The organism is Photobacterium ganghwense (assembly GCF_017329545.1).
Classification (GTDB): Bacteria; Pseudomonadota; Gammaproteobacteria; order Enterobacterales; family Vibrionaceae; genus Photobacterium; species Photobacterium ganghwense.
This window is the reverse complement of record NZ_CP071325.1, coordinates 235,583-257,468: the sequence shown is the minus strand read 5'-3', so window position 1 is coordinate 257,468 and position 21,886 is coordinate 235,583. Positions and strand designations below refer to the sequence as shown.

At 55.2% G+C, this 21,886-nt stretch carries 24 protein-coding genes; 10 read left to right on the top strand and 14 right to left on the bottom strand.

The annotated features are described in order from the left end of the window. Nucleotides 1–69 precede the first annotated feature (69 nt). Complete coding sequence (fkpA, locus tag FH974_RS01220) at nt 70–888, bottom strand: FKBP-type peptidyl-prolyl cis-trans isomerase (protein WP_047887130.1); 819 nt, start codon at nt 886–888, stop codon at nt 70–72. A 325-nt stretch (nt 889–1,213) separates the two neighbouring features. Here fkpA and FH974_RS01215 point away from each other — a divergent pair, with 325 nt between their 5' ends. Both FH974_RS01215 and FH974_RS01210 read left to right on the top strand, forming a co-directional pair. Then, nucleotides 1,214–2,197, top strand: a complete 984-nt coding sequence (locus FH974_RS01215) for a WD40 repeat domain-containing protein (protein WP_047887131.1) — start codon at nt 1,214–1,216, stop codon at nt 2,195–2,197. Then, nucleotides 2,198–2,419 (top strand): SlyX family protein, encoded by a 222-nt coding sequence (locus FH974_RS01210; protein WP_047887132.1) that lies wholly within the window; start codon nt 2,198–2,200, stop codon nt 2,417–2,419. 96 nt (nt 2,420–2,515) lie between these two features. Here the strand turns inward: FH974_RS01210 and slyD are convergent, their stop codons facing one another. The 4 genes from slyD to kefG form a co-directional block, all read right to left on the bottom strand. Further along, nucleotides 2,516–3,064 (bottom strand): peptidylprolyl isomerase, encoded by a 549-nt coding sequence (gene slyD / locus FH974_RS01205; protein WP_047887133.1) that lies wholly within the window; start codon nt 3,062–3,064, stop codon nt 2,516–2,518. A gap of 99 nt (nt 3,065–3,163) precedes the next feature. Then, entirely contained in the window at nt 3,164–3,376 is a 213-nt protein-coding gene (locus FH974_RS01200; protein WP_047887134.1) for a YheV family putative zinc ribbon protein, read from the bottom strand. A gap of 69 nt (nt 3,377–3,445) precedes the next feature. After that, a complete protein-coding gene (kefB, locus tag FH974_RS01195; protein ID WP_047887135.1) occupies nt 3,446–5,251 on the bottom strand; it encodes a glutathione-regulated potassium-efflux system protein KefB in 1,806 nt (601 codons plus the stop codon). Then, a complete protein-coding gene (gene kefG / locus FH974_RS01190) occupies nt 5,241–5,810 on the bottom strand; it encodes a glutathione-regulated potassium-efflux system ancillary protein KefG (protein ID WP_047887136.1) in 570 nt (189 codons plus the stop codon). The genes kefB and kefG overlap by 11 nt, the downstream gene beginning before the upstream one ends. Nucleotides 5,811–6,029: 219 nt before the next feature. Between kefG and FH974_RS01185 the strand changes: the two genes are divergently transcribed. The 5 genes from FH974_RS01185 (at nt 6,030) to FH974_RS01165 (ending at nt 10,782) form a co-directional block, all read left to right on the top strand. Beyond that, nucleotides 6,030–7,952, top strand: coding sequence for an ABC transporter ATP-binding protein (locus FH974_RS01185; protein WP_047887137.1), 1,923 nt, complete (start codon nt 6,030–6,032; stop codon nt 7,950–7,952). 22 nt (nt 7,953–7,974) lie between these two features. Beyond that, a complete protein-coding gene (locus FH974_RS01180; RefSeq protein WP_047887138.1) occupies nt 7,975–8,475 on the top strand; it encodes a TIGR02444 family protein in 501 nt (166 codons plus the stop codon). 53 nt (nt 8,476–8,528) lie between these two features. After that, nucleotides 8,529–9,515, top strand: a complete 987-nt coding sequence (locus FH974_RS01175; protein WP_047887139.1) for a hydrolase — start codon at nt 8,529–8,531, stop codon at nt 9,513–9,515. Nucleotides 9,516–9,586: 71 nt separating this feature from the next. Then, entirely contained in the window at nt 9,587–9,802 is a 216-nt protein-coding gene (locus tag FH974_RS01170; protein WP_047887140.1) for a YheU family protein, read from the top strand. A gap of 110 nt (nt 9,803–9,912) precedes the next feature. Further along, entirely contained in the window at nt 9,913–10,782 is an 870-nt protein-coding gene (locus FH974_RS01165) for a phosphoribulokinase (RefSeq protein WP_047887141.1), read from the top strand. A gap of 163 nt (nt 10,783–10,945) precedes the next feature. Here FH974_RS01165 and FH974_RS01160 read toward each other — a convergent pair whose 3' ends face one another. Beyond that, nucleotides 10,946–11,353, bottom strand: a complete 408-nt coding sequence (locus tag FH974_RS01160; RefSeq protein WP_047887142.1) for an OsmC family protein — start codon at nt 11,351–11,353, stop codon at nt 10,946–10,948. Between the two features lie 272 nt (nt 11,354–11,625). Here FH974_RS01160 and crp point away from each other — a divergent pair, with 272 nt between their 5' ends. Together crp and FH974_RS01150 are read left to right on the top strand one after the other, a co-directional pair. After that, nucleotides 11,626–12,258, top strand: coding sequence for a cAMP-activated global transcriptional regulator CRP (gene crp, locus FH974_RS01155; RefSeq protein ID WP_027250650.1), 633 nt, complete (start codon nt 11,626–11,628; stop codon nt 12,256–12,258). 370 nt (nt 12,259–12,628) lie between these two features. Beyond that, complete coding sequence (locus FH974_RS01150) at nt 12,629–12,808, top strand: hypothetical protein (RefSeq protein ID WP_047887143.1); 180 nt, start codon at nt 12,629–12,631, stop codon at nt 12,806–12,808. Nucleotides 12,809–13,087: 279 nt separating this feature from the next. Here FH974_RS01150 and FH974_RS01145 read toward each other — a convergent pair whose 3' ends face one another. From FH974_RS01145 to rpe, 8 genes are all read right to left on the bottom strand, one after another. Beyond that, nucleotides 13,088–13,882 (bottom strand): DUF1338 domain-containing protein, encoded by a 795-nt coding sequence (locus tag FH974_RS01145; protein ID WP_047887144.1) that lies wholly within the window; start codon nt 13,880–13,882, stop codon nt 13,088–13,090. A gap of 44 nt (nt 13,883–13,926) precedes the next feature. After that, nucleotides 13,927–15,384, bottom strand: coding sequence for a succinylglutamate-semialdehyde dehydrogenase (gene astD, locus FH974_RS01140; protein WP_047887145.1), 1,458 nt, complete (start codon nt 15,382–15,384; stop codon nt 13,927–13,929). Between the two features lie 11 nt (nt 15,385–15,395). Continuing rightward, a complete protein-coding gene (astA, locus tag FH974_RS01135; protein ID WP_047887146.1) occupies nt 15,396–16,406 on the bottom strand; it encodes an arginine N-succinyltransferase in 1,011 nt (336 codons plus the stop codon). Nucleotides 16,407–16,525: 119 nt separating this feature from the next. Next, complete coding sequence (locus FH974_RS01130; RefSeq protein WP_047887147.1) at nt 16,526–17,740, bottom strand: aspartate aminotransferase family protein; 1,215 nt, start codon at nt 17,738–17,740, stop codon at nt 16,526–16,528. A 401-nt stretch (nt 17,741–18,141) separates the two neighbouring features. Further along, on the bottom strand, nt 18,142–18,723 hold the full coding sequence (locus FH974_RS01125) for an aminodeoxychorismate/anthranilate synthase component II (RefSeq protein ID WP_047887148.1): 582 nt from the start codon (nt 18,721–18,723) through the stop codon (nt 18,142–18,144). A gap of 198 nt (nt 18,724–18,921) precedes the next feature. Beyond that, nucleotides 18,922–19,938 (bottom strand): tryptophan--tRNA ligase, encoded by a 1,017-nt coding sequence (gene trpS / locus FH974_RS01120; protein ID WP_047887149.1) that lies wholly within the window; start codon nt 19,936–19,938, stop codon nt 18,922–18,924. A gap of 89 nt (nt 19,939–20,027) precedes the next feature. Beyond that, complete coding sequence (locus FH974_RS01115) at nt 20,028–20,717, bottom strand: phosphoglycolate phosphatase (RefSeq protein WP_047887150.1); 690 nt, start codon at nt 20,715–20,717, stop codon at nt 20,028–20,030. Beyond that, entirely contained in the window at nt 20,717–21,391 is a 675-nt protein-coding gene (gene rpe / locus FH974_RS01110; protein ID WP_047887151.1) for a ribulose-phosphate 3-epimerase, read from the bottom strand. The genes FH974_RS01115 and rpe overlap by 1 nt, the downstream gene beginning before the upstream one ends. A gap of 225 nt (nt 21,392–21,616) precedes the next feature. Here rpe and FH974_RS01105 point away from each other — a divergent pair, with 225 nt between their 5' ends. Beyond that, nucleotides 21,617–21,886, top strand: coding sequence for a DUF2970 domain-containing protein (locus FH974_RS01105; RefSeq protein WP_047887152.1), 270 nt, complete (start codon nt 21,617–21,619; stop codon nt 21,884–21,886).

Here is a 21,886-nt window from a genome sequence, read left to right as displayed (position 1 = left end):
AGCCGGGTTTTTGGGATTGTTCACCAGCAGATTGGCTACCAGTGACGCATTAAATATGGTGCAGGCGTGTTACTGTGCCGCACTTTCCTGTACTTCTGCCGCAGGGGCATCGGCTTTCACGATATCCAGCAATTCCACTTCAAACACCAACGTTGAATTTGCCGGAATGCTTGGGTTGGCCTGTGAACCGTATGCCAGCTCTGGCGGGATAACGAACGTGTACTTCGAACCAACCGGCATCAGCTGAACACCTTCCGTCCAGCCCGGAATCACTTGATTCAGCGGGAACGTCGCAGGCTGATTACGCTTGTAAGAGCTGTCAAACTCGGTACCGTCGGTCAGTGTGCCTTTGTAGTGCACTTTTACGGTGTCAGTCGCAGCTGGCTTGTCGCCTTCACCCGCTGTCTCTACGTGGTACAGCAGGCCAGATTCTGTTTTCACTACACCGTCTTTTTTCTCAAATTCTGCGCGGAACTTTTCACCGGCTTTCAGGTTTTTATCCGCTTCCGCTTTGGCTTGCTGCTGAACCATTTCAGAAACGCGGTGATCCAAATCCTGCAGCGCTTGCTGTGTTTCTTCCTGAGACAGACGGCTGTTGCCGGCAAACACATCAGTCACACCCGCCAGAACCTGATCGCGGCTCAGCGACAGGCCAAGCTCTTTTTGCTGATCCAGGTTAGCCGCCAGGTATTGTGCCAGTGACGCGCCAATGGCGTAAGCCGCTTTATCATCTTCCGTGGCAAAGGTGGCCGGTGCAGCAGATTCTGTTGCGACCTGCTCTACTTTTGCAGGCTCAGCCGGTTTCGTTTCCGCAGTTTTTTCATCTTGACAGCCGACGGCGAGCAGAATAGTTGCGGCCAAAACAGACATCTTTAGAACAGGTTTCATGTATTTCTCCATCATGTGTTGAGGGAAGGTGTATTGCTCTCGGCTCTCCACCTAGCGCTGGAAAGTCCCCTAAAAACGGTTCGTGCGGGAGCGATCTCCCTCTCAATATTGTCCGGTATCATGCCGGGGCGACCGGGGCCGGTATGGTCTCCGGTCAAACTGTATTACTATAGCGACAGTGCAGACGGACCGACGTTCAGCGCTGGTCTCAGTATGCCGCGTGTTTATCACGCTTTTGTGAGGCCCGTGTAATAGATTGGCTAACAGCCCCCTGCGACCTCACTTTATATGCTTACTTAACAAAGCCAAACGGAACCAGACCTTAATGCAAACAAAAAGATGCATAACCATCTTCATTGTGGCACTTCTCACTCTGAGCGGTTGTTTTTTTTCCGGTGCAGAGCAGCAGCGTTGGTCTTTGGCCGATGAAGGCGCGACCAGCTTCAGCCTGAGTCGTGACGGTCGGTTTGCGCTTTATCACTCAGCCATACAAGGTATCGTGCTGTGGGATTTACAGCAAAACAAAAAGTTAGCAGATTTTGGTTCTCAAGATCCATATCACAATACCGTTCTGAGCAGTGCCATTGCTGACAATGGCCGCTTTGCCATTACTGCCACGGCGCAGAACTTTGCCGTCTGGGATCTCGCTTGGGGCCAGTCGGAAGGTCTGTGGTCGGTTTCCGACGGTACCATTCGCGATGTCGCGATAGCCAACAACGGCCAGCATGTCCTGCTGGCGCTGTCGAACGGTAAAGCACTTTACGTCGATTTGGGCAGCGGAAGACGGCTGGAGTTCCTGGCTCACCGGGAAAAAGTCAATGCGGTCGCCCTATCGCCCAATGGTCGCTTCGCCCTGTCAGGCGGCAATGACTATAATGCCTATCTGTGGGATACCCTAAGCGGCCAGATTGTCTATCGCTTCCCGCATACCCACCGCATCAGTCAGGTGGCCCTGCAGCGGGACGGCAAACTGGCCATGACGGCTGACGGCGGCAACGACATTGCGATCTGGGATCTGCACACTGGCGAAAAACAATCGGATCTGGCGGTCCGGCTGCGGCAGCAGAACCTGTCGAGCGCCCGTTTCTCCGATGATGGCAGCCGCCTGGTGACCGGCACCCCGGCACGCCGGGTCGAATTGTGGGATACCCGTAGCGGTCAAAACCTGGGACGCTGGGAAGCCGCCGCCCAACAAGATACTCGACCACCGGCAGCAGTGGTGTATGATGTCGCCATTACACCTGAGGGCAACGTGACCTCTGGTACCTCGGCAGGTATCGCCCAGTTGTGGACGACGGAAGAGAAGTAAATGAAAGACATTGACCAACTCCAGGCCCGGATTGATGAGCTGGAAATGAAGCAGGCGTTTCAGGATCAAACCATTGAGGAGCTGAATCAGGCACTGACGGCCCAACAGTTCCTGATTGATAAAATCCATACCCAGATGCAGTTTCTGGTCGGCAAGGTGAAAGGCATGCAGCCTTCGCTGATGGCCTCGGAGTCTGAAGAGACACCACCGCCCCATTACTGAGCCTTGCCGTTTGATGCCCAATAAAAACAAAAAAGGAAGCCGAGGCTTCCTTTTTTATTTGCGGTTAAGCGACGCGGTCCGCCAGGGACGGGGCACTTAGTGTGAGCAGCAACCACCTTCGTGATCGTGGTCATGATCATGGTCGTGATCGCCACAGCTGCCGCCGCCACAACAACCGCCACCCTGATGGATGTGGCCATGTGAGATTTCTTCTTCAGTTGCAGCACGTACTGCAACAACTTCAACGTTGAAGCTCAGTGTCTGGCCAGCCAGCATGTGGTTACCGTCAACCACCACGAAGTCACCGTCAACTTCAGTCACTTCTACCGGGATTGGACCCTGGTCCGTATCCGCCAGGAAGCGCATGCCGACAGTGATCTCGTCAACGCCTTGGAATACGTCTGCAGGTACACGCTGAACCATAACGTCCATGTGCTCGCCGTACGCTTCTTCTGGAGCAACAGTCACTTCAAACTTGTCGCCAGCTTCACGGCCTTCAAGTGCCTTCTCCAAACCTACGATCAGGTTGTTGTGACCGTGCAGGTAATCAAGTGGTGCGTCAACAGTTGACTGATCAACTACTACACCGTCTTCTGTTTTCACTTGGTAAGCCAGGCTTACTACCACGTCTTTAGCGACTTTCATGTTTACTCCAATTTTGAACTGGGTATCAAGGGATGTGCGCATGATACCGGATAATGGCACTCAGATGCCAATATTCTCTGTGGGGTTTCCTAGCCGGATTCAGTCTTCCGGCTTGAAGATCCCAATAACTTGCTGTTTCGTCTGGGCAGACAGTTGCTCGCTCTGCTCAACCGATTTAGGCGCACGAACATCGGTATGGCCACACTCGACACACTCTACCCGCTCGACGTCATTTTCCTGCCACCAGCGCAATGTGTCCTGCTTATTGCACGACGGGCAAACTGCACCGGCGATAAACCGTTTTTTCGCCATTATTATCGCTCCTTGCCTTCAACCCGCACCCGCCTTCCGGCCGCTCGGTGGGGTGTTAATGGGAACGGCTCAGTCCCAGCCGTTATGCCGCTCCCGCTCACCGCGCATTTCGCGGTCAAAAATTTCTTCCAGTTCCTTGCGGGCTTCTTTGGCCCGCGTCGCCAGGTGGACATCTTCTGAATGCTGCGGCAGCAAATCCCGCAGCGCTGTGGTATCGAGCTTGCGGAAGTGAGCTTCTGCCCGCTTGGCTTGGTAGGGATGCATGCCCAGTGATATGAGGGCCTGACGCCCCAAATCAAGAGCACCGGCAAAAGTTTCCCGGGAAAAGTGCTCGACCCCGTGACTCAATAACTGGTGGGCTTCCACCCGACTGCGGGCACGGGCGAGAATTTTCAGGTGCGGGAAATATTGCTGGCACAACGCCACCACTTCCATCACCTCATCCGGTTCATCGGTACAGATGATGATGGCTTCCGCTTTGTCCGCGCCGGCGGCACGCAGCAAATCTAACTGAGTCGCATCGCCATAATACACCTTGTAGCCGAACTTACGCAGAAACTGGATCTGACTGGGATCCCGTTCCAGGATCGTCACCTTGATCTTATTGGCGAACATCAGCCGCCCCACCACCTGGCCGAAACGGCCAAATCCGGTGATGATCACCCGCGGCTCGCGGTCAATCACATCACTCTGCGGTTGCTCTGGGGCAGCGGCTTTAAAGCCGCGCGCAAACCATTTGTCCTGCAGCACCAAAATCAGCGGCGTGGTCATCATCGACAAGCTGACCACCACCAGCAGCGATGAGGTCAATTCATGCCCCAGCAGCCCTTCCCCTTGCGCAGCCGTAAACAGGACGAAGGCAAATTCCCCGCCCTGACTGAGAATCGCCGCCATCTGGCTGCGCGATTTAGCCCGGATCCCAAAAATCCGGGCCAGTCCGTACAGTAACAGCCCTTTAACGCAAATCAGTAACGCCACCGCCAGCACAATTTGAAGCGGGTATTCCCACAGCAACCCAAGGTTGACCGCCATCCCGACAGCAATAAAAAACAGCCCGAGCAACAACCCTTTGAACGGCTCAATCGCAATTTCCAGCTCATGCCGGTATTCGCTTTCAGCCAGCAGAACCCCGGCCAGAAACGTCCCCAGTGCCATCGACAGCCCGAGCGACTGCATCCCGAGTGCTATCCCGATGACCAGCAACAGCGCCGCCACGTTAAACAGTTCCCGGACGTTACTGAGCACTACCCAGCGAAACAGCGGGCGCAGCAAGAAATGACCGCCGACCAGTAGCAGCGTGATCCCGCCCAGCATCCAGACACCATCAAGCCAGCTGCCGCCGCCGCCACCGGCCAGTACCGGCAGGAACGCCAGCATCGGGATCACGGCAATATCCTGAAACAGCAGCACCGCGAATCCGGCCTGTCCGGTTTCGCTGCCGCCCAAGTTCTGCTCTTCAATAACCCGCAAAGCAATCGCGGTCGAAGACAGGGCCAGCCCCATACCGACCACCAGTGCATCCCGCCAGCTCATGGCTGGTAGCCACGACTGCGCGAGCAGCAATAGCGAGGCAATGACCAAACTGGTCAGCACCACCTGGCTGCCCCCCAGCCCGAGAATGGGCTTACGCATCTGCCACAGTTTTTTCGGGTTCAGCTCCAGACCAATCAGAAACAGCAGCAGGACCACCCCAAACTCGGAAAAGTGCAGGATGGCGTCTACGTCGGAGATCAGCCCCAGCCCCCACGGGCCGATCGCGATCCCCGCCAGCAGATAACCCAATACGGAACCCAGCCCCAGCCGCTGGGCAATCGGCACAGCGACCACGGCCGCGGCCAGAAAAACCACGCTGCTGGACAAAATATCACTGGCCATCACGCACCTCCCTGAGCATAGCCAGCGGATCGTTCAGCCACGCCCGGTAAAGGCGCGCATGCTCATCCCGCTCGGCCACCGGCACCCGTCTTGCCCAGTGCAGCACCAGAGGGGGAATCCACTCCATCCGGCACAAGGCCGCACACAATTCAAAAGGACGGAGAATGTCATCTATCGAGCTGCGGTTATAGCCATCCGGAGTGTAAGCTTCTGCCGCCCCGCCGGTAGTCACCACTGACCGCCAGTACTTTCCCAGGGTCTGCTCCCCTTCCCCGTGGGCAAACCCCTTGGTCAGAATCACATCCATCCATTCCTTGAGCAGCGCGGGACAAGAATACATATACAGCGGATGCTGGAACACGATGACATCATGCTGCTGCACCAGTGCCCGCTCACGACTGACATCGATGAAAAAATCCGGGTAGGCCGCATACAGATCATGCACCGTCACATGTGGCAGATCGGCAATCGCCCGGAGCATGTCACGATTGGCGATAGAGGCCTGAGGATCGGGGTGGGCATAAATTACCAGAACGCGCGGGGGTCCGTGTGAGGTCATAACACTCCTTGTCGGCAGACAAACCGGTTGAGGCTGCCTGCCCTGTTCACCTTACCTGATACTCACATAATACATAATAACGCTCGTATGAGCAGGGATTTATCGCCGCGGTTCACCCGCCGGAACGGATTAGCAGTTACGGCGGCTTTGCGTTAGACTGCCGCACATCTCTCTACAGGTATCAAGTTTCTCGGAGCGGGGACCTCCCCGGCACAATCAATGATCACGTTTTCCGATATTCAACTGCTGCGCGGCGGCAAAATCCTGCTCGATAAAGCCACCGCCACGATTCACCCGGGTGACAAAGTCGGCCTGGTCGGCAAGAACGGCTGCGGCAAGTCGACCCTGTTTGCGCTGCTGAAGCATGAACTGAGCGTGGATGCCGGCAACTGCCAGTACCCGGCAGGCTGGGAGCTGGCCTGGGTTGCCCAGGAAACCCCGGCACTGGAGCGCAGTGCCCTGGAATACGTGATCGACGGTGACCGGGAATACCGCCAACTGGAAGCAGACCTGCTGGCAGCCGAACAAGCCAATAATGGTACCCGGGTCGCCGAACTGCACGGCAAGCTGGATGCCATCGGCGGCTACAGCATCCGGGCCCGCGCCTCGGAGCTGCTGGACGGGCTGGGTTTTTCCCAGGACCAGATGGACTGGAACCTGACCCAGTTCTCCGGTGGCTGGCGGATGCGACTTAACCTGGCGCAGGCGCTGCTGTGTCGCTCCGATCTGCTGCTGCTCGATGAACCGACCAACCACTTGGATCTTGATGCGGTTCTGTGGCTGGAAAAATGGCTGCAAGGTTATCGCGGCACGCTGCTGCTGATCTCCCACGACCGGGATTTTCTTGATCCAATCGTGAACCGCATTGTTCACATTGAGAACCAGGGGCTGAACAGCTACACCGGTAACTACTCATCGTTTGAAACACAGCGGGCAGACAAACTGCTGCAACAACAAGCCACATTCCAGAAACAGCAGAAACAGATTGCCCACATGCAGTCCTACATCGACCGTTTCCGCTATAAAGCCAGCAAGGCCCGTCAGGCACAGAGCCGGATCAAGGCGCTGGAGCGGATGGAAAAAGTGCTGCCGGCCCAGTTTGATAACCCGTTCAGCTTCGAGTTTCGCGAGCCGAGCGCCCTGCCGAACCCAATCCTGATGATGGAACAGGTATCAGCCGGGTATGCCGACAAACTGATTCTCGAACACATCCGCCTCAATCTGGTCCCGGGCAGCCGAATTGGTCTGCTGGGGCGCAACGGTGCCGGTAAATCGACCCTGATTAAAATGCTGGCCGGTGAGCTGCCGGCCAAAGCGGGTGAGCTGACCTACTCGCAAGGGGTAAAGATAGGCTACTTCGCCCAGCATCAGCTGGAAACCCTGTACATGGACGACACCCCAGTTCAGCACATGGTACGTTTGGCACCAGAGGCCACTGAGCAGCAACTACGGGACTACCTCGGCAGCTTCGGTTTTATCGGTGATAAGGCCCTGGAGCCCGTCGGCCCGTTCTCGGGCGGTGAGAAGGCCCGTCTGGTACTGGCTCTGATTGTCTGGCAGCGACCAAACCTATTGCTGCTCGATGAACCGACCAACCACCTGGATCTCGACATGCGTCAGGCCCTGACTCTGGCCCTGCAATCGTACGAAGGGGCCATGGTCATCGTCAGCCACGACCGCTACCTGCTGCGCGCGACCACTGACGATTTGTATCTGGTGCATGACCGCAAGGTTGAGCCGTTCAATGGCGATCTGAACGACTACCACAAATGGCTGACAGAGCTGCAGCGTACCGAGCGCCGCGAACAACAGGCCATTAAGCCGGATGCATCGAAAGACAACAGCGCCGCCTCCCGGAAAGAACAAAAACGCCTGGAAGCGGAGTTTCGTAAGCTGACAGCCCCACTGCGCAAGCAAATTGAGAAGCTGGACAAACAGATGGAGACGCTGGGCGAGAAACTGGCGAATGCCGAGGCCCAGCTCTCTGACAGCAGTATCTATGAAGCGGACAACAAAGCCCGGCTGAACGAACAAATGCAACTGCAAGCCAGCGCCAAAAACGAGCTGGAAGACGTGGAAATGGCCTGGATGGAACTGCATGAGCAGCTGGAAGTCATGGAAGCGGAATTTCAGGCCCGTTAATCAGTTAAACCGGACAACCGTGATGCCAAACCCTGCCCCTGATACGCTGACAGACCAAACCCAGGCTTTCTGGGAATTTGCTCTGACGCATTATGCCCGCCCCGGTGTGGAACAGGCATGCCTGTGCTTACAGGACAGCTATCAGGGCAATGTGAACCTGGCCTTGCTGCTGCACTGGCTGGACACTCAGGCACAGGCGCTGCCGGCAGACGCTCTGCCGGCCTTGTTGGCCGCCCTGACTGATACCGACGCCCTGCTCAGCCATTTTCGTCAACTGCGCCGGGAGCTGAAACCCGGGCTGGCGCCCACCGCCTACCGCAAGCTACTCGACTTTGAGCTGGCACTGGAAAAACGCCAGCACCGCGATCTGCTGGCGGCGCTGGCAAGGTCTTGCCCTGCCCCTCACCCCGCAGCCAATCAGCTCAATCCTCAGCCGCCTAATCTGGCCAACTACGCCCGCAAGCTCGGCTTACCGGATACCCTGCTCAACCAGCTGCGGGGAGCAGCGCCTGAGGGCAGATGATCTTTCGCGTCAGGAGCGCGTACACTTACCCAAAAGGTCTAGAAGGATTTCCCATGACTCCGTTTGAACCGGCCAATGGGCTGCGTAACCCCCATCTGCAAACCCTGCTGCCCCGCTTTCTGCGGCGCAAGCCTCTGTTTACCCCCGTCACGCAGCGGATAGAAACGCCGGACGGCGATTTTCTCGACCTGGCCTGGACCGCAGCACCGGATACCTGCCGGGTTGAGCAACCGGTCATGGTGCTGTTTCATGGCCTGGAGGGCAGCTTTCGCAGCCCGTATGCCAATGGCCTGCTGCACGCCGCCCACAATCAGGGCTGGCTGGGCGTGATGATGCACTTTCGCGGCTGCAGCGGGGAAATAAACCGCCATCCCCGCAGCTACCACTCCGGGGAAACCAGCGATGCCCGTTTTTTCCTGCGCTGGCTGCGGGAAAAATTGCCAAGCCAGCCGTTTTTTGCTGTCGGGGTTTCGCTGGGCGGTAACATGCTGGTTAACTATCTGGCCGAAACCGGCACCTCATCCGACTTACTGGCAGCTCAGGCCATCTCGCCACCGCTCGATCTGGCGGCCTGTTCCGCCCGGATCGAACAGGGTTTTTCCCGGGTGTATCAACAATACCTGCTGGGCTCGATGAAGCGGACCCTGAGCCAAAAACTGGCCGTGTTGCCCGGCGCGATGCCGCTGTCACCGGATCAGGCTGAGCAGATCCGTACCCTGCGCCAGTTTGATGATATGGTGACCGCCCCCTTGCACGGCTTCGCGGATGCCGAGGACTACTATCAGCGCTGCAGCGGCCTGACCAAACTGACCGACATCACCACGCCACTGCGGATCATCCACGCCAAAGATGATCCTTTCATGACCGAGGCCGTGATCCCGGCGCAGCCGTTACCGGCGCACATCGTGTACGATCTCTGCCCGTACGGCGGCCATGTCGGGTTTGTGACCGGCAGCTGGCGGCGACCGGATTTCTGGCTGGAAACCACCGTGCCGGAATGGTTCAGCCCTTTCCTGCCAGCAGACGCCGACCACGACTAGCACCAGCGCTCTACAACTGGCGAAATTCCCCCTATAATTTCGCCAGATTTCGCAACTACCGAGTATTTCCTATGATTATTCCCTGGCAAGAGATTGATCCCGAAACCCTCAACAACCTGATTGAGCATTTTGTCCTGCGTGAAGGGACCGATTACGGTGAGCGTGAGCTCAGCATGGATGAGAAAGTCAGCCGGGTTCGCCAGCAACTGGAACGGGGTGAGGCCGTGATTGTCTACTCCGAACTGCACGAAACCGTGGATATTAAATTGCGCCGTCACCTGGGCTAACTGCCTCTACGCGTTCCGTTTTCTGGTCGGCATTTTTCACAATCCGGCTTGACCTGACCGCGCCACCCTGTTAATAACTCTTTCCGTTAATGTTAACGACAGGGTTTGTCATGTCTGCAAAACATCCCATTATTGCAGTAACAGGGTCCTCAGGGGCGGGTACCTCCACCACCTCGGAAGCATTTCGTAAGATGTTCAATATGATGAACATCAACGCCGCCTGGCTGGAAGGTGACAGTTTTCACCGCTTCACCCGACCGGAGATGGATGTGGAAATCCGTAAAGCCAAAGAGCAGGGCCGCCACATCAGCTACTTCGGCCCGCAGGCGAATGATTTCCCCCTGCTGGAATCTTTTTTCCGCCAGTACGGCGAGGATAGTAGCGGGAAATTCCGCCGCTATCTGCACACCTTCGATGAGGCGGTGCCTTACAACCAAATGCCGGGGACATTCACCCCGTGGCAGGATTTACCGGAAAACACCGATGTGCTGTTCTATGAAGGACTGCACGGCGGGGTTGTGGATGGCGACACCAATGTTGCCCAACATGTGGATCTGCTGATCGGCATGGTGCCTATTGTCAACCTGGAATGGATCCAGAAGATCGTGCGCGACACCCGCGATCGCGGCCATTCACGGGAAGCCGTGATGGATTCAATTGTCCGCTCAATGGATGATTACCTGAACTACATCACGCCGCAGTTCTCCCGCACCCATATCAACTTCCAGCGCGTCCCGACGGTCGACACCTCGAACCCGCTCAGTGCCAAGGCGATCCCGAGCCTGGATGAGAGCTTTGTAGTGATCCGCTTCCGCGGTATCAAGAAAGTCGATTTTCCTTACCTGCTGGCGATGATTCAGGGCTCTTTCATGTCACGCCACAACACCCTGGTGGTGCCGGGCGGTAAGATGAGTTTTGCGATGGAGCTGATTATGCGTCCACTGATCCAGCAGTTAATTGATACCGGCAAGATCAGCTAATCGCGACGAGGTGTTATTGAGTTTGGCTTAGCGAGCAGCGTGAACGAACCGGCCTCAGCGCCGCACCCGGTACCGACAAGACACCGCCCGCCCAGTGCATTGCACCGGGCGGGCGGCAATTTAACATATCAGGCGTTCTCGTCAGTTAACTGACGATAGCCGATTAATCCTGAGCGATCACTTCATAAGAGTGCGTCATTTCTACCCCTTCCCCCAGCATCAGGCAAACCGAGCAGTATTTTTCCAGTGAATCGGCCACGGTTTTGGCGACCACCGCTTCATCCAGATCGTGGCCGGCGACCACAAAATGAATGTTGGCAGAAGTAAACAGACGCGGGGCCTGATCACGGCGTACTGAGGTAATTTGCGCTTCGCAGGCCGTGATTTTCTGCCCGGCAGATTTCAGGCCGTCAACCACATCTACCGAACTGCAGCCACCCGCAGCCATTAAAACCATTTCCATCGGACTTGGCGCTTTTTCTCCGCCGTTTCCGTCCATCACCACGCTGTGACCGGAATTTGACTGACCCAAAAAGGTCAAATTCTCGACCCATTTCACTCGTGATTGCATGGCTTTCTCCTTCTCTAAAATAGGGTGTTTTGGCACTATCTGACAACTGTGTGATCATGTGCACACTTATGACCACGAAATGGCCTTTTCCGATAGATCAATATCAAGAAATACGCGCCGAAAAAAGATAAACTCTGAACTAATTATTCACGTGAGCTTGCAGCCCAGCGGTTGACTGAATATCCTAAACGGCGAACAAATTATTGTTAGGCCCAGCCTCAAACTTATAGGGACGTCGTTGTTGGGCAACAAACGCAGAGGAAGTTAGTAATATGGTTCCAGGTAAACCTCAAACAGATCCAACTCTAGAGTGGTTTCTTTCCCATTGCCACATCCACAAGTACCCATCAAAAAGTACGTTGATCCATGCAGGGGAAAAAGCGGAAACACTCTACTACATCGTTAAGGGTTCTGTTGCTGTCCTAATCAAGGATGAAGAAGGCAAGGAGATGATCCTGTCATACCTAAACCAGGGTGACTTCATCGGTGAGCTTGGCCTGTTCGAAGAAGGCCAGGAGCGTACCGCTTGGGTTCGCGCGAAGACCCCATGCGAAGTGGCAGAAATTTCATTCAAGAAATTCCGCCAGCTGATTCAGGTTAACCCTGATATTCTGATGCGCTTGTCAGCACAGATGGCTCGCCGTCTGCAAGTGACCAGCCAGAAAGTCGGCGACCTGGCATTCCTGGACGTAACAGGCCGCATTGCTCAGACACTTCTGAACCTGGCAAAACAGCCGGATGCAATGACTCACCCGGATGGCATGCAGATTAAGATCACCCGTCAGGAAATCGGGCAGATTGTTGGCTGTTCCCGTGAAACGGTTGGCCGTATTCTGAAGATGCTGGAAGAGCAGAACCTGATCTCTGCGCACGGTAAAACCATCGTGGTTTACGGTACGCGCTAAGATGCCGCTGCAACGTCAGTGAAAAAAGCCGCGCTCAGCGGCTTTTTTATTATCTGCGACCAGCATACCAACTAGCCCTTATCCCTTTATGCACCCCCAGCTTCAGAGTCCCTCTCACGACGTCCCCCTCGCTCATTACCGTGTTGCCAGGAACCGTACTTAGCAACATTGGCATTAGCAGCAACATTGGCGGGACTTGAATGCTCGCGACACCCAGTACAGCGCGAGAGATCGCCCGGCGTTGCGGCGCGATACATCCGAGAGTTGCCGACACGCTCACCCTTTTCCCCCTTGCCTCCGGCCGGACAAGTGCTACATTCAGGAGAGACGCCTATGCAACTGATGCAAGGTCCTGACACGGATAACAGATATGGATATCGAGCGTTTTTCCCCGCACCAGCCCTCATTGAGCCCGGCTATCATTGCCCCGTTGCCTGCCACCGTCGAGTTGACCGGCTTTAGCGGCAACCGCCATTACCATGAGCAAACAGCCTTACAGGACGGCTGTCCGGCTGCCCTGCCGTTGCCACCGCTGGATTGCCAGCACTGACGCTGATAACCGATGCCTGCCATGCGCTGGCACTAAACGCCAAGTACTCAACACCTGACACTAAACACCTAGCACCGAATAATTGGCACTAAACACCATCCCACAAACATGTGGTACGAAACAGCAGAGCCTGAACGAAAAAAGCCCTGCAACAACCGCTGCGGGGCAAAGGGAAAGCATCTCATTGGGATTCTGATCGGTTATCGCTCTTGACCAGAGAGCAGCCTTGAAGGTCAGACCCTCAAGGCTTGGTGACCCATTCTGTGATAAATGGGCGTTTTACATGTTCGTACTTTCGAAGATCTTGTCGGCAGATGCTTCTACAAAGCCCGAGTACAACTCACCGTCAGGCATTGGGTAACGCTTAGCGAACTCATAGAAGCCACCCGGAATCGAGTGAACACCATCCGTAAAGCCGACATCAACCCGATCAGCCATGGTCGATGACTGTTCCAGCAGCACTTCAGGGCTGCCTTTGACTTCACCGCCTGACTCATTGATGACAAACCCGTTGTGACGCAGCAGCTGGTTCACCTCAACCACTTCGGTAAACTGCTCAAGCTGGTTGATGCTGACCGTAAAGTGGTTAGCCCCGTAACCGTGCGCAGCCACCCAACCCGCATACTCACTTTCTGCTGACAGCATGTCGTAGGTCGCAAAATCCAGCTCCCACAAACGGCCGCCGTACAGGAACGCAGGATCATTCAGCGCCTCTTCCGGTACTTGGTTAACCAGCTCACGCACCGCTTGCTGCAGTTCAGAACTGAATTGTCCAACCATCAACTCACTGATGAACACTTTCGGTGCACGCGGGTTCGGGTGCTCAAAGTGCTCAGCATACAGCTTCTTCGCTTCGAAATGATACTTGCCGCACGGTTTGTAGCCGATCGCGATAAACGGCGCCGCCAGGCGATCCAGTCCCACTTTGGGCAGGTTGAAGGTACGCAACGCAATATGATCATTAAGCAGCGGTTCGTCTTCGGTCAGCAGGTCATGAACCTGCGCCGCTGACGGACACAAACGCTGAATGTAATCCTGCCACAGCCCTTCAAACAGTTTCTCTACCCTTTCCATGTGTTTGCCATCCTCTTAACTAAAGTGAACTCAGGCGCCCGGACTTACAGGCTGATCCCCGGTGATAGTTGCGCCGGAACTTCAGTGTGGTCGCCTTCCATTGATGCCATTGGGTAGGCACAGTAGTCTGCCGCGTAGTACGCACTTGGACGCAGGTTGCCCGAAGCCCCCGGACCACCGAACGGTGCATCACCGCTTGCGCCCGTCAGCTGACGGTTACGGTTCACGACACCGGCACGGATATGGTCAATGAAGTATTGCCACTCGCTGTCGTCGGTAGAAACCAGACCAGCAGACAGGCCGTAACGGGTGTTGTTTGCCAGCTCAACCGCCTGCTCCAGATCATCATAGCGAGCCACTTGCAGCAGCGGACCGAAATATTCTTCATCCGGCAGCACGGCAATATCACTGACTTCGATGATACCCGGCGTCACCACGGCGCCCTGGCCGCGAGTCGCTTCCAGCAGCGGTTTGCCACCCAGTTCAATCAGGTTAGCCTGAGCACGGATAATGTTGTCTGCGGCCTGAACCGAAATCTGCGGCCCCATAAACGGTGCCGGCTCATCGAACTGGCCACCCACTTTAATGTTGCCGGCAACTTCAATCAGACGAGCCAACACGGCATCGCCAGCTTCCCCTTTCGGCAGGTACAGGCGACGGGCACAGGTACAACGCTGACCGGCACTGATAAACGCTGACTGAATAATAGTGTAGACGGTTGCATCCAGCTCACCATACTGGGAGGAGATCACCATCGGGTTGTTGCCGCCCATTTCCAGCGCCAGCATTTTGCCCGGCTGACCAGCAAACTGACGGTGCAGCAAGTGGCCGGTATTGGCACTGCCGGTAAACAGCAGACCATCAATCCCGTTTGATCCTGCCAGCGCTTCACCCGTTGCTCGCGCACCCTGAACCAGGTTGAGCACGCCAGCTGGCAGACCCGCCTGTTGCCACAGTTTCATGGTCTCTTCCGCGATTTTCGGCGTCAGGTCAGACGGTTTGAACACCACGGTATTCCCCGCCAGCAGCGCCGGTACGATGTGACCGTTTGGCAGGTGACCCGGGAAGTTGTAAGGACCGAATACGGCCATAACACCCAGCGGACGGTGACGCAGGACAGCCTGTGTCCCCGCCACATCTTTTTGTTTTTCACCGGTACGCTCGTGGTAGGCACGCAGGGAAATGGCAATTTTGCCGACCATCGCACCAGCTTCGGTGCGGGTTTCCCATAGCGGTTTACCGGTTTCTTCGGCGATCACGGTTGCAATCGCTTCCGCATTCTCTTTTACCAGCTCAGCAAAACGCTCGACAATCGCCTGACGCTCCGCAAACGGGGTATGACGCCAGCTCAGCAGCGCCTGACGCGCACTGGCTACCGCCTGCTCAACCTGCTCACCCGTTGCCGCGCGGCCTTCCCAGACCACGTTACCTGTAAACGGGTCCAGCGACTGCATCGCTTCCCCTTCACCCGCTACCCAGCGGCCTGCGATCCATTGAGTCATCATTGTTCTCCTTACTGGACAATCAGGCGTACCTGATCTCCCTGTTGTACCTGAAGCGCTGCTGCCATTTCGGCAGAAATCACCGCCACGCCATCCATGACGTCGACTTTATCGACTGCGGCACGGAAGTTACTGAACGAAGTGTTACTGACGATACAGTCAGTGTCGCCGCTTGGCTGGCCGATTTCGACCTGGCAGACCTTAGAATGGCGAACCGATTCAATATTGCGAATATCACATTCTACCGTTGGGCCGGCATCAAAGATGTCCACGTAACCCCGGCAGGTAAAGCCTTCCTGCTCCAGCAGACGCAGCGCCGGGCGAGTTTTTTCATGTACCTCACCAATAACGGCCTGAGCTTCCGGACTCAGCAGATTGACGTAAATTGGCAGCTTCGGCATCAAGTCGGCGATAAAGCCTTTCTTGCCGATCCCGGTCAGGTAATCTGCCAGTGTGAAATCGATTGAGAAGAAGTGCTCTTTCAGCCATTCCCAGAATGGTGAGTGACCTTCCTCATCTGAAACCCCGCGCATTTCGGCAATAACCGTTTTATCAAAGCGCTCTGGGTGCTGTGCCAGCATCAAGAAGCGGCACTTGGACAATAGGCGACCATTGAGCCCCTGACGCCAGTCAGGGCGCAGGAACAAGGTGCACAGCTCACTAACCCCGGTATAGTCATTACCAAAAGTCAGTACTTTAACCACATTATGAACATTCAGACGACGAGAGGAATGCACCACGGTGCTGAGGTGATAGGTGTAAAACGGGTTGTCCAGACCGACTGCAGCTTCAATCGCTGTCGTTCCCGCTACTTCACCGGTTTCCGTATCTTCTGCCACCATCAGGTAGCCTTCAGGCCCCGGGTGCGTTACCTCACTGGCAAAGCTTTGTTCAGAATGCTTGATCCGGTTTGCCAGGATCTCTTCATTCACTGGCAGGGAAGTAAACCCGTGGCCAGATTCTTCAGCACACTGCAAAAGCGCCGGCAGATCTGCGGCAGTAATAGGACGTATAACCAGCATCGAATTCCCTCCTGATGCGAGTTGCAGCTCACGCTGCGAACCGTATTAGAATTGAACCCGGCCGAAGCCGGGTTGGCAGTGGCCAGGCTCCTGCCAACCACTGCACGCGTGTTACAGAATTACTTGTAGATTTTCGCGATAGCGCGTTCCAGACGAGCCATGCCTTCATCGATGTCCGCTTTGTCAATCACCAGAGACGGTGTGAAGCGCACAACGTTGGCACCGGCGACCAGAATCATCAGGCCTTCTTCACCTGCAGCCAGCAGCACATCACGTGCGCGACCTTGCCACTCTTCTGTCAGTGCCGCACCCAGCAGCAGGCCTTTACCACGCACTTCCGCGAAGATTGGGTATTTGGCATTGATGACAGCCAGACCGTCACGGAACCATTGCTCACGCTGTTTCACGCCAGCCATGACTTCCGGTTTAGTCACTTCAGACACCACCGCTTCTGCCACTGCACATGCCAGTGGGTTACCACCGTAAGTCGAACCATGTGTCCCGACCTTCATGTGTTGCGCCAGCTCGGTAGTCGTCAGCATGGCACCGATAGGGAAACCGCCACCCAGCGATTTTGCCGTGCTCAGGATGTCCGGCGTGACGCCCAGGCCCTGGTACGCGTAGAAATCACCAGTACGGCCGTTACCGGTCTGCACTTCATCAAACACCAGCAGCGCATTGTGTTTGTCACACAGTTCACGAACACCCTGAATGAATTCCGGCGTTGGTGACACAATACCACCTTCACCCTGCAGCGGTTCCATCATCACGGCACACGTGCGATCAGAGATGTGGCTCGCCAGCGCTTCCAGGTCGTTGTATGGCAGGTGCGTTACATCACCCGGCTTCGGACCGAAACCGTCAGAGTATGCCGCCTGACCACCAACGGTGACGGTAAAGAACGTACGACCGTGGAAACCTTGTTTGAATGAAATAATTTCAGATTTTTCCGGGCCGAATTTATCTGCCGCATAACGACGCGCCAGTTTCAGCGCCGCTTCGTTGGCTTCCGCGCCGGAGTTGGCGAAAAAGACTTTCTCGGCAAAGCTGTGCTCAGTCAGCAACTTAGCCAAACGCAGAGCCGGCTCATTGGTCATGACATTACTCAAATGCCATAGCTTATCGGCCTGCTCCTTCAGGGCATTGACCATTACCGGGTGACAGTGACCCAGACAGCTAACCGCAATACCGCCGGCAAAATCGACATATTCGCGATCGTCCTGGTCCCAGACACGAGAACCTTTACCTTTAACAGGAATCATCTGCATAGGCGCGTAACAAGGCACCATGACCTCATCAAATAGCTGACGATCTACGTTGTGTTCCTTTGCCATTATCTTTTCCTTCTATCATTTTTGCCCTAAGCATAGTATTTACATTTTATTAACCAATTCCAATAGCAGAAAATTTTTTTATTCCCGCTATTTGACTGGCAATTCCTCTGGCTCAGACATATTTATGCGCTACTTGGGAAAACTTATTAAGGCCTATGCGCGGAAAAGTGTTTTTCCTGCGAGGAAATAAATCGCGACAGAGGTCAATATTTGCATAATCTTTCTCCGCACTTGGCGTTGAAAAAAATAAGCAAATGTTAAAAAAGGTGACAAGGATCGCGCCAGAGGCGTCATTTGAGGCGGGGAACAACAAGGTTTTTTGTGCGACAAAACTACAAAAAACCTGTTTGGGAGAAAATCAAGGGAAACAGGCAGCAGAAAATGCTACCTAGGAAAAATAATCAGACCTTACGACTGAGAAAGTTCGCCAGCAGCTGATGCCCCTGCTCGGTCAGAATGCTTTCCGGATGAAACTGAACCCCTTCAATGGGCAGTGATTTGTGCGCAATTCCCATGATTTCATCCCGTTGGCCGTCACGTTCAGTCCAGGCCGTAATTTCAAAACAATCCGGCAGAGTCTCGGCTTTCACCACTAGGGAATGATAACGGGTGACGGTCAATGGGTTGTTAAGACCAGCAAACACGCTGCGGTTGGTATGAACCACCGGGGACGTTTTACCGTGCATCACCTGACGGGCACGGACCACATCGCCGCCAAACACCTGCGCAATCGACTGGTGCCCCAGGCAAACCCCGAGAATCGGCAGTTGACCAGCGAAGTGGTGAATCGCCGCCAGCGAGATCCCGGCTTCATTCGGGGTACAGGGGCCCGGCGAGATCACCAGGTGCGTCGGAGCCAGTGCTTCAATCCCGGCGATGTCGATTTCATCATTGCGCACCACTTTCACTTCCGCCCCCAGCTCACAGAAGTACTGGTATAGGTTGTAGGTAAAAGAATCGTAATTGTCGATCATCAACAGCATGGGTACATCAGCTCCCTGAAAAATTCAGGCGCCTATTGTGCAGCAGAGAGGGAGAAAGGCAAGGTTTGGCCAAAAAAAACCGGCCAGTGGCCGGTTCTTCTTAACTCTGGTACTTATCAGCGTGGTACTGACAATCATGGTGCTGACTCACAATACCGGCTGACACACTACCACTTGCCAGCTTACGCCGCACGCCTCTTACGGGCGAGCGACAAAGCCTACGGCTTCGAAAGCTTTTTTCAGCGTCACCGCCGCTCGGGCAGAGGCTTTTTCAGCACCGGCTTTCATCACAGCATCCAGGTATGCGCGATCTTCACGAATACGCTGGTACTCAGCCTGAATTGGCTCCAGCATCGCCACAACAGCTTCACCCACGTCCTTCTTGAACGGACCGTACATTTCCACGCCCTGGTATTTTGCTTCAATCTCAGCAAAGCTCATCCCGGTCGCGGCCGAGTACAGGCCCATCAGATTAGAAATACCGGCCTTGTTCTCGATGTCATGCGCAATACGCGGCGGTGTTTCTGTGTCGGTCTGGGCCTTATTGATCTTCTTCAGGATCGATTTCGGGTCTTCCAGCAGGGTGATCACGTTCTTACGGTTATCATCCGATTTCGACATTTTCTTGGTCGCGTCCTGCAGGCTCATCACGCGGGCATTAACCGTTGGGATGTAAGGCTCAGGCACGGTGAAAATCGGGTTATCCGGCGTATAGATGTTGTTGAAGCGCACCGCGATATCACGCGCCAACTCCAAGTGCTGTTTCTGGTCACTGCCCACCGGCACTTGGTTGGCACCGTACAGCAGGATATCGGCCGCCATCAGCACCGGGTAGTCAAACAGACCCACATTGACATCATTCGCGTGGCGCTGCGACTTGTCTTTGAACTGGGTCATGCGGCTCAGCTCACCCATCTGGGTGTAGCAGTTCAGCAACCAGCCAAGTTGTGCATGCTCAGGTACATGGGACTGCACAAACAGCGTACTTTTCTTCGGATCAACACCGACCGCCAGACACACTGCCAGCGCATCCAGGGTCGCTTCACGCAGCTCGTTCGGATCCTGACGGACAGTAATCGCGTGCAGGTCAACCACACAGTACTGGCAATCATAATCATCCTGCATCTGTTCCCACTGACGCAGCGCACCCAGATAGTTACCGATACTCAATTCGCCTGAAGGCTGGACGCCACTCAATACAATGGGTTTGGTCATGATGAGATTATCCTATGTCACTCAAGTAAGCAGCGGCCAGAGGCCGCTGTTAAAATCAAAACGGGGATCAGTCAGGGCAGCTGACTGTACTAGCTGCCTAGTGTAACCACTTCTGCCAGCTGGCTAAAGTGATCCAGCACAATATCGGGATCACTGGCACTGATTGGCTGGCCGTAGTTGTAACCATATGTCAGACCGACAACATAACATGTGGCTGCTTTAGCTGCCAGAATGTCATTGCGCGAGTCACCGACCATCAGCATATCGCGGGCTGCCAGCTGATGTTTTTCCATCAGCCAGTGCAGGGCAAACGGATCCGGTTTTTTCTTCGGGAAGGTATCGCCGCCAATGACGTCCACAAAGAAGCCGGCAATACCGTGCTCTTCCAGCAGATGAGGCACGAACTGCGCCGGTTTATTGGTGACGATGGCCATCGGGACACCGGCAGCATGAAACGCAGCCAGGGTCTCTTTAACTCCCGGGTACAGGGCACTTTTCTGATGACCGCCCTCTTCGTAGAAGCGATCAAACAGCTGACGTGCGTCCCGGTGAAGGGCCGGATCCAACTCGGGATCGATGTCCAGAGACTGGCTCAGGCAACGGCCAATCAGAATATCGGCACCGTTGCCAATCCAGGTCGTAACCTGCTCGGCGGTCACTGAAGGACGTCCCAGCGCCTGCATGGTTTTTTCCGCCGCATCAGCCAGATCCGGAACGCTGTCAAGCAACGTACCGTCCAGATCAAATGCGATGAACTTAATGTCGTTGAACTGCGTCATTAACGAGCCACCTTCGCCAGCTCGGCGCGCATTTCATCAATCACGGCTTTGTAATCTGGCTGGCCGAAAATCGCCGAGCCCGCCACAAACATGTCGGCACCCGCTTCAGCAATTTCACGGATGTTTTCGACCTTGACGCCGCCATCAATTTCCAGGCGAATAGTACGGCCAGTCGCATCGATGCGTTTACGCACCTCACGCAGCTTGTCCAGCGTGGCCGGGATGAAAGACTGGCCGCCAAAGCCCGGGTTGACCGACATCAGCAGAATCATGTCCACTTTATCCATGATGTAGTCCAGGTAGTGCAGCGGAGTCGCCGGGTTAAACACCACACCGGCCTGACAGCCGTGCTCTTTGATCAGCTGCAGGGTGCGATCCAGGTGCTCTGTCGCTTCGGCGTGCACGGTGATCATGGTCGCACCGGCTTTGGCAAAGTCCGGAATGATGCGGTCAACCGGTTTCACCATCAGGTGAACGTCAATCGGGGCCGTAATACCGTAATCACGCAGTGCTTTACAGATCGGCGCACCGAACGTCAGGTTAGGCACGTAGTGGTTATCCATCACATCAAAGTGCACAACATCCGCACCCGCTGCCAGCACCTTCTCAACATCTTCCCCCAGACGGGCAAAGTCAGCAGACAAGATAGATGGAGCGATCAAAAAATCCTTCATGTTCAGCCTCTATACGGTATTTACGAAAACGATATCGGAAATTGGCGCAATTCTACCCGATCCGGGCAGTGTTGTCTTACCACAATTGCCTTACCGGATTCGCCGAAACAATCTGCACAAGGCACTACACTAAAGAAGAGGTCGCATTCAGGGGAACGTCAGTCAGGAGGCAAGAATGCTAAGGACGAGGCAAAAAAAGGACGAAATAAAACTAAGGACGAAGCGATGACAAAAACGAAATCGACCGAACCCACTCAGGTAGCAACCCAGGCAGAAACCCAGCCGCCGTCATCCCGTGACCAGCCACCGAGGGCTCATCGCTCGCCGAATTTGTGCAAGAGCATTGCCGGTGCCCTGTTTGGGATACAGTCAGAGCGCAACCGTGAGATCGACTTCAATCAGCCCCACCCCCTGCCGTTTATTGTGGCCGGAGTGGTGGCGATTGCGCTGTTTGTTGCAATTCTGGTCGCGATCAGTCAGTGGGTCAGTGCCTGA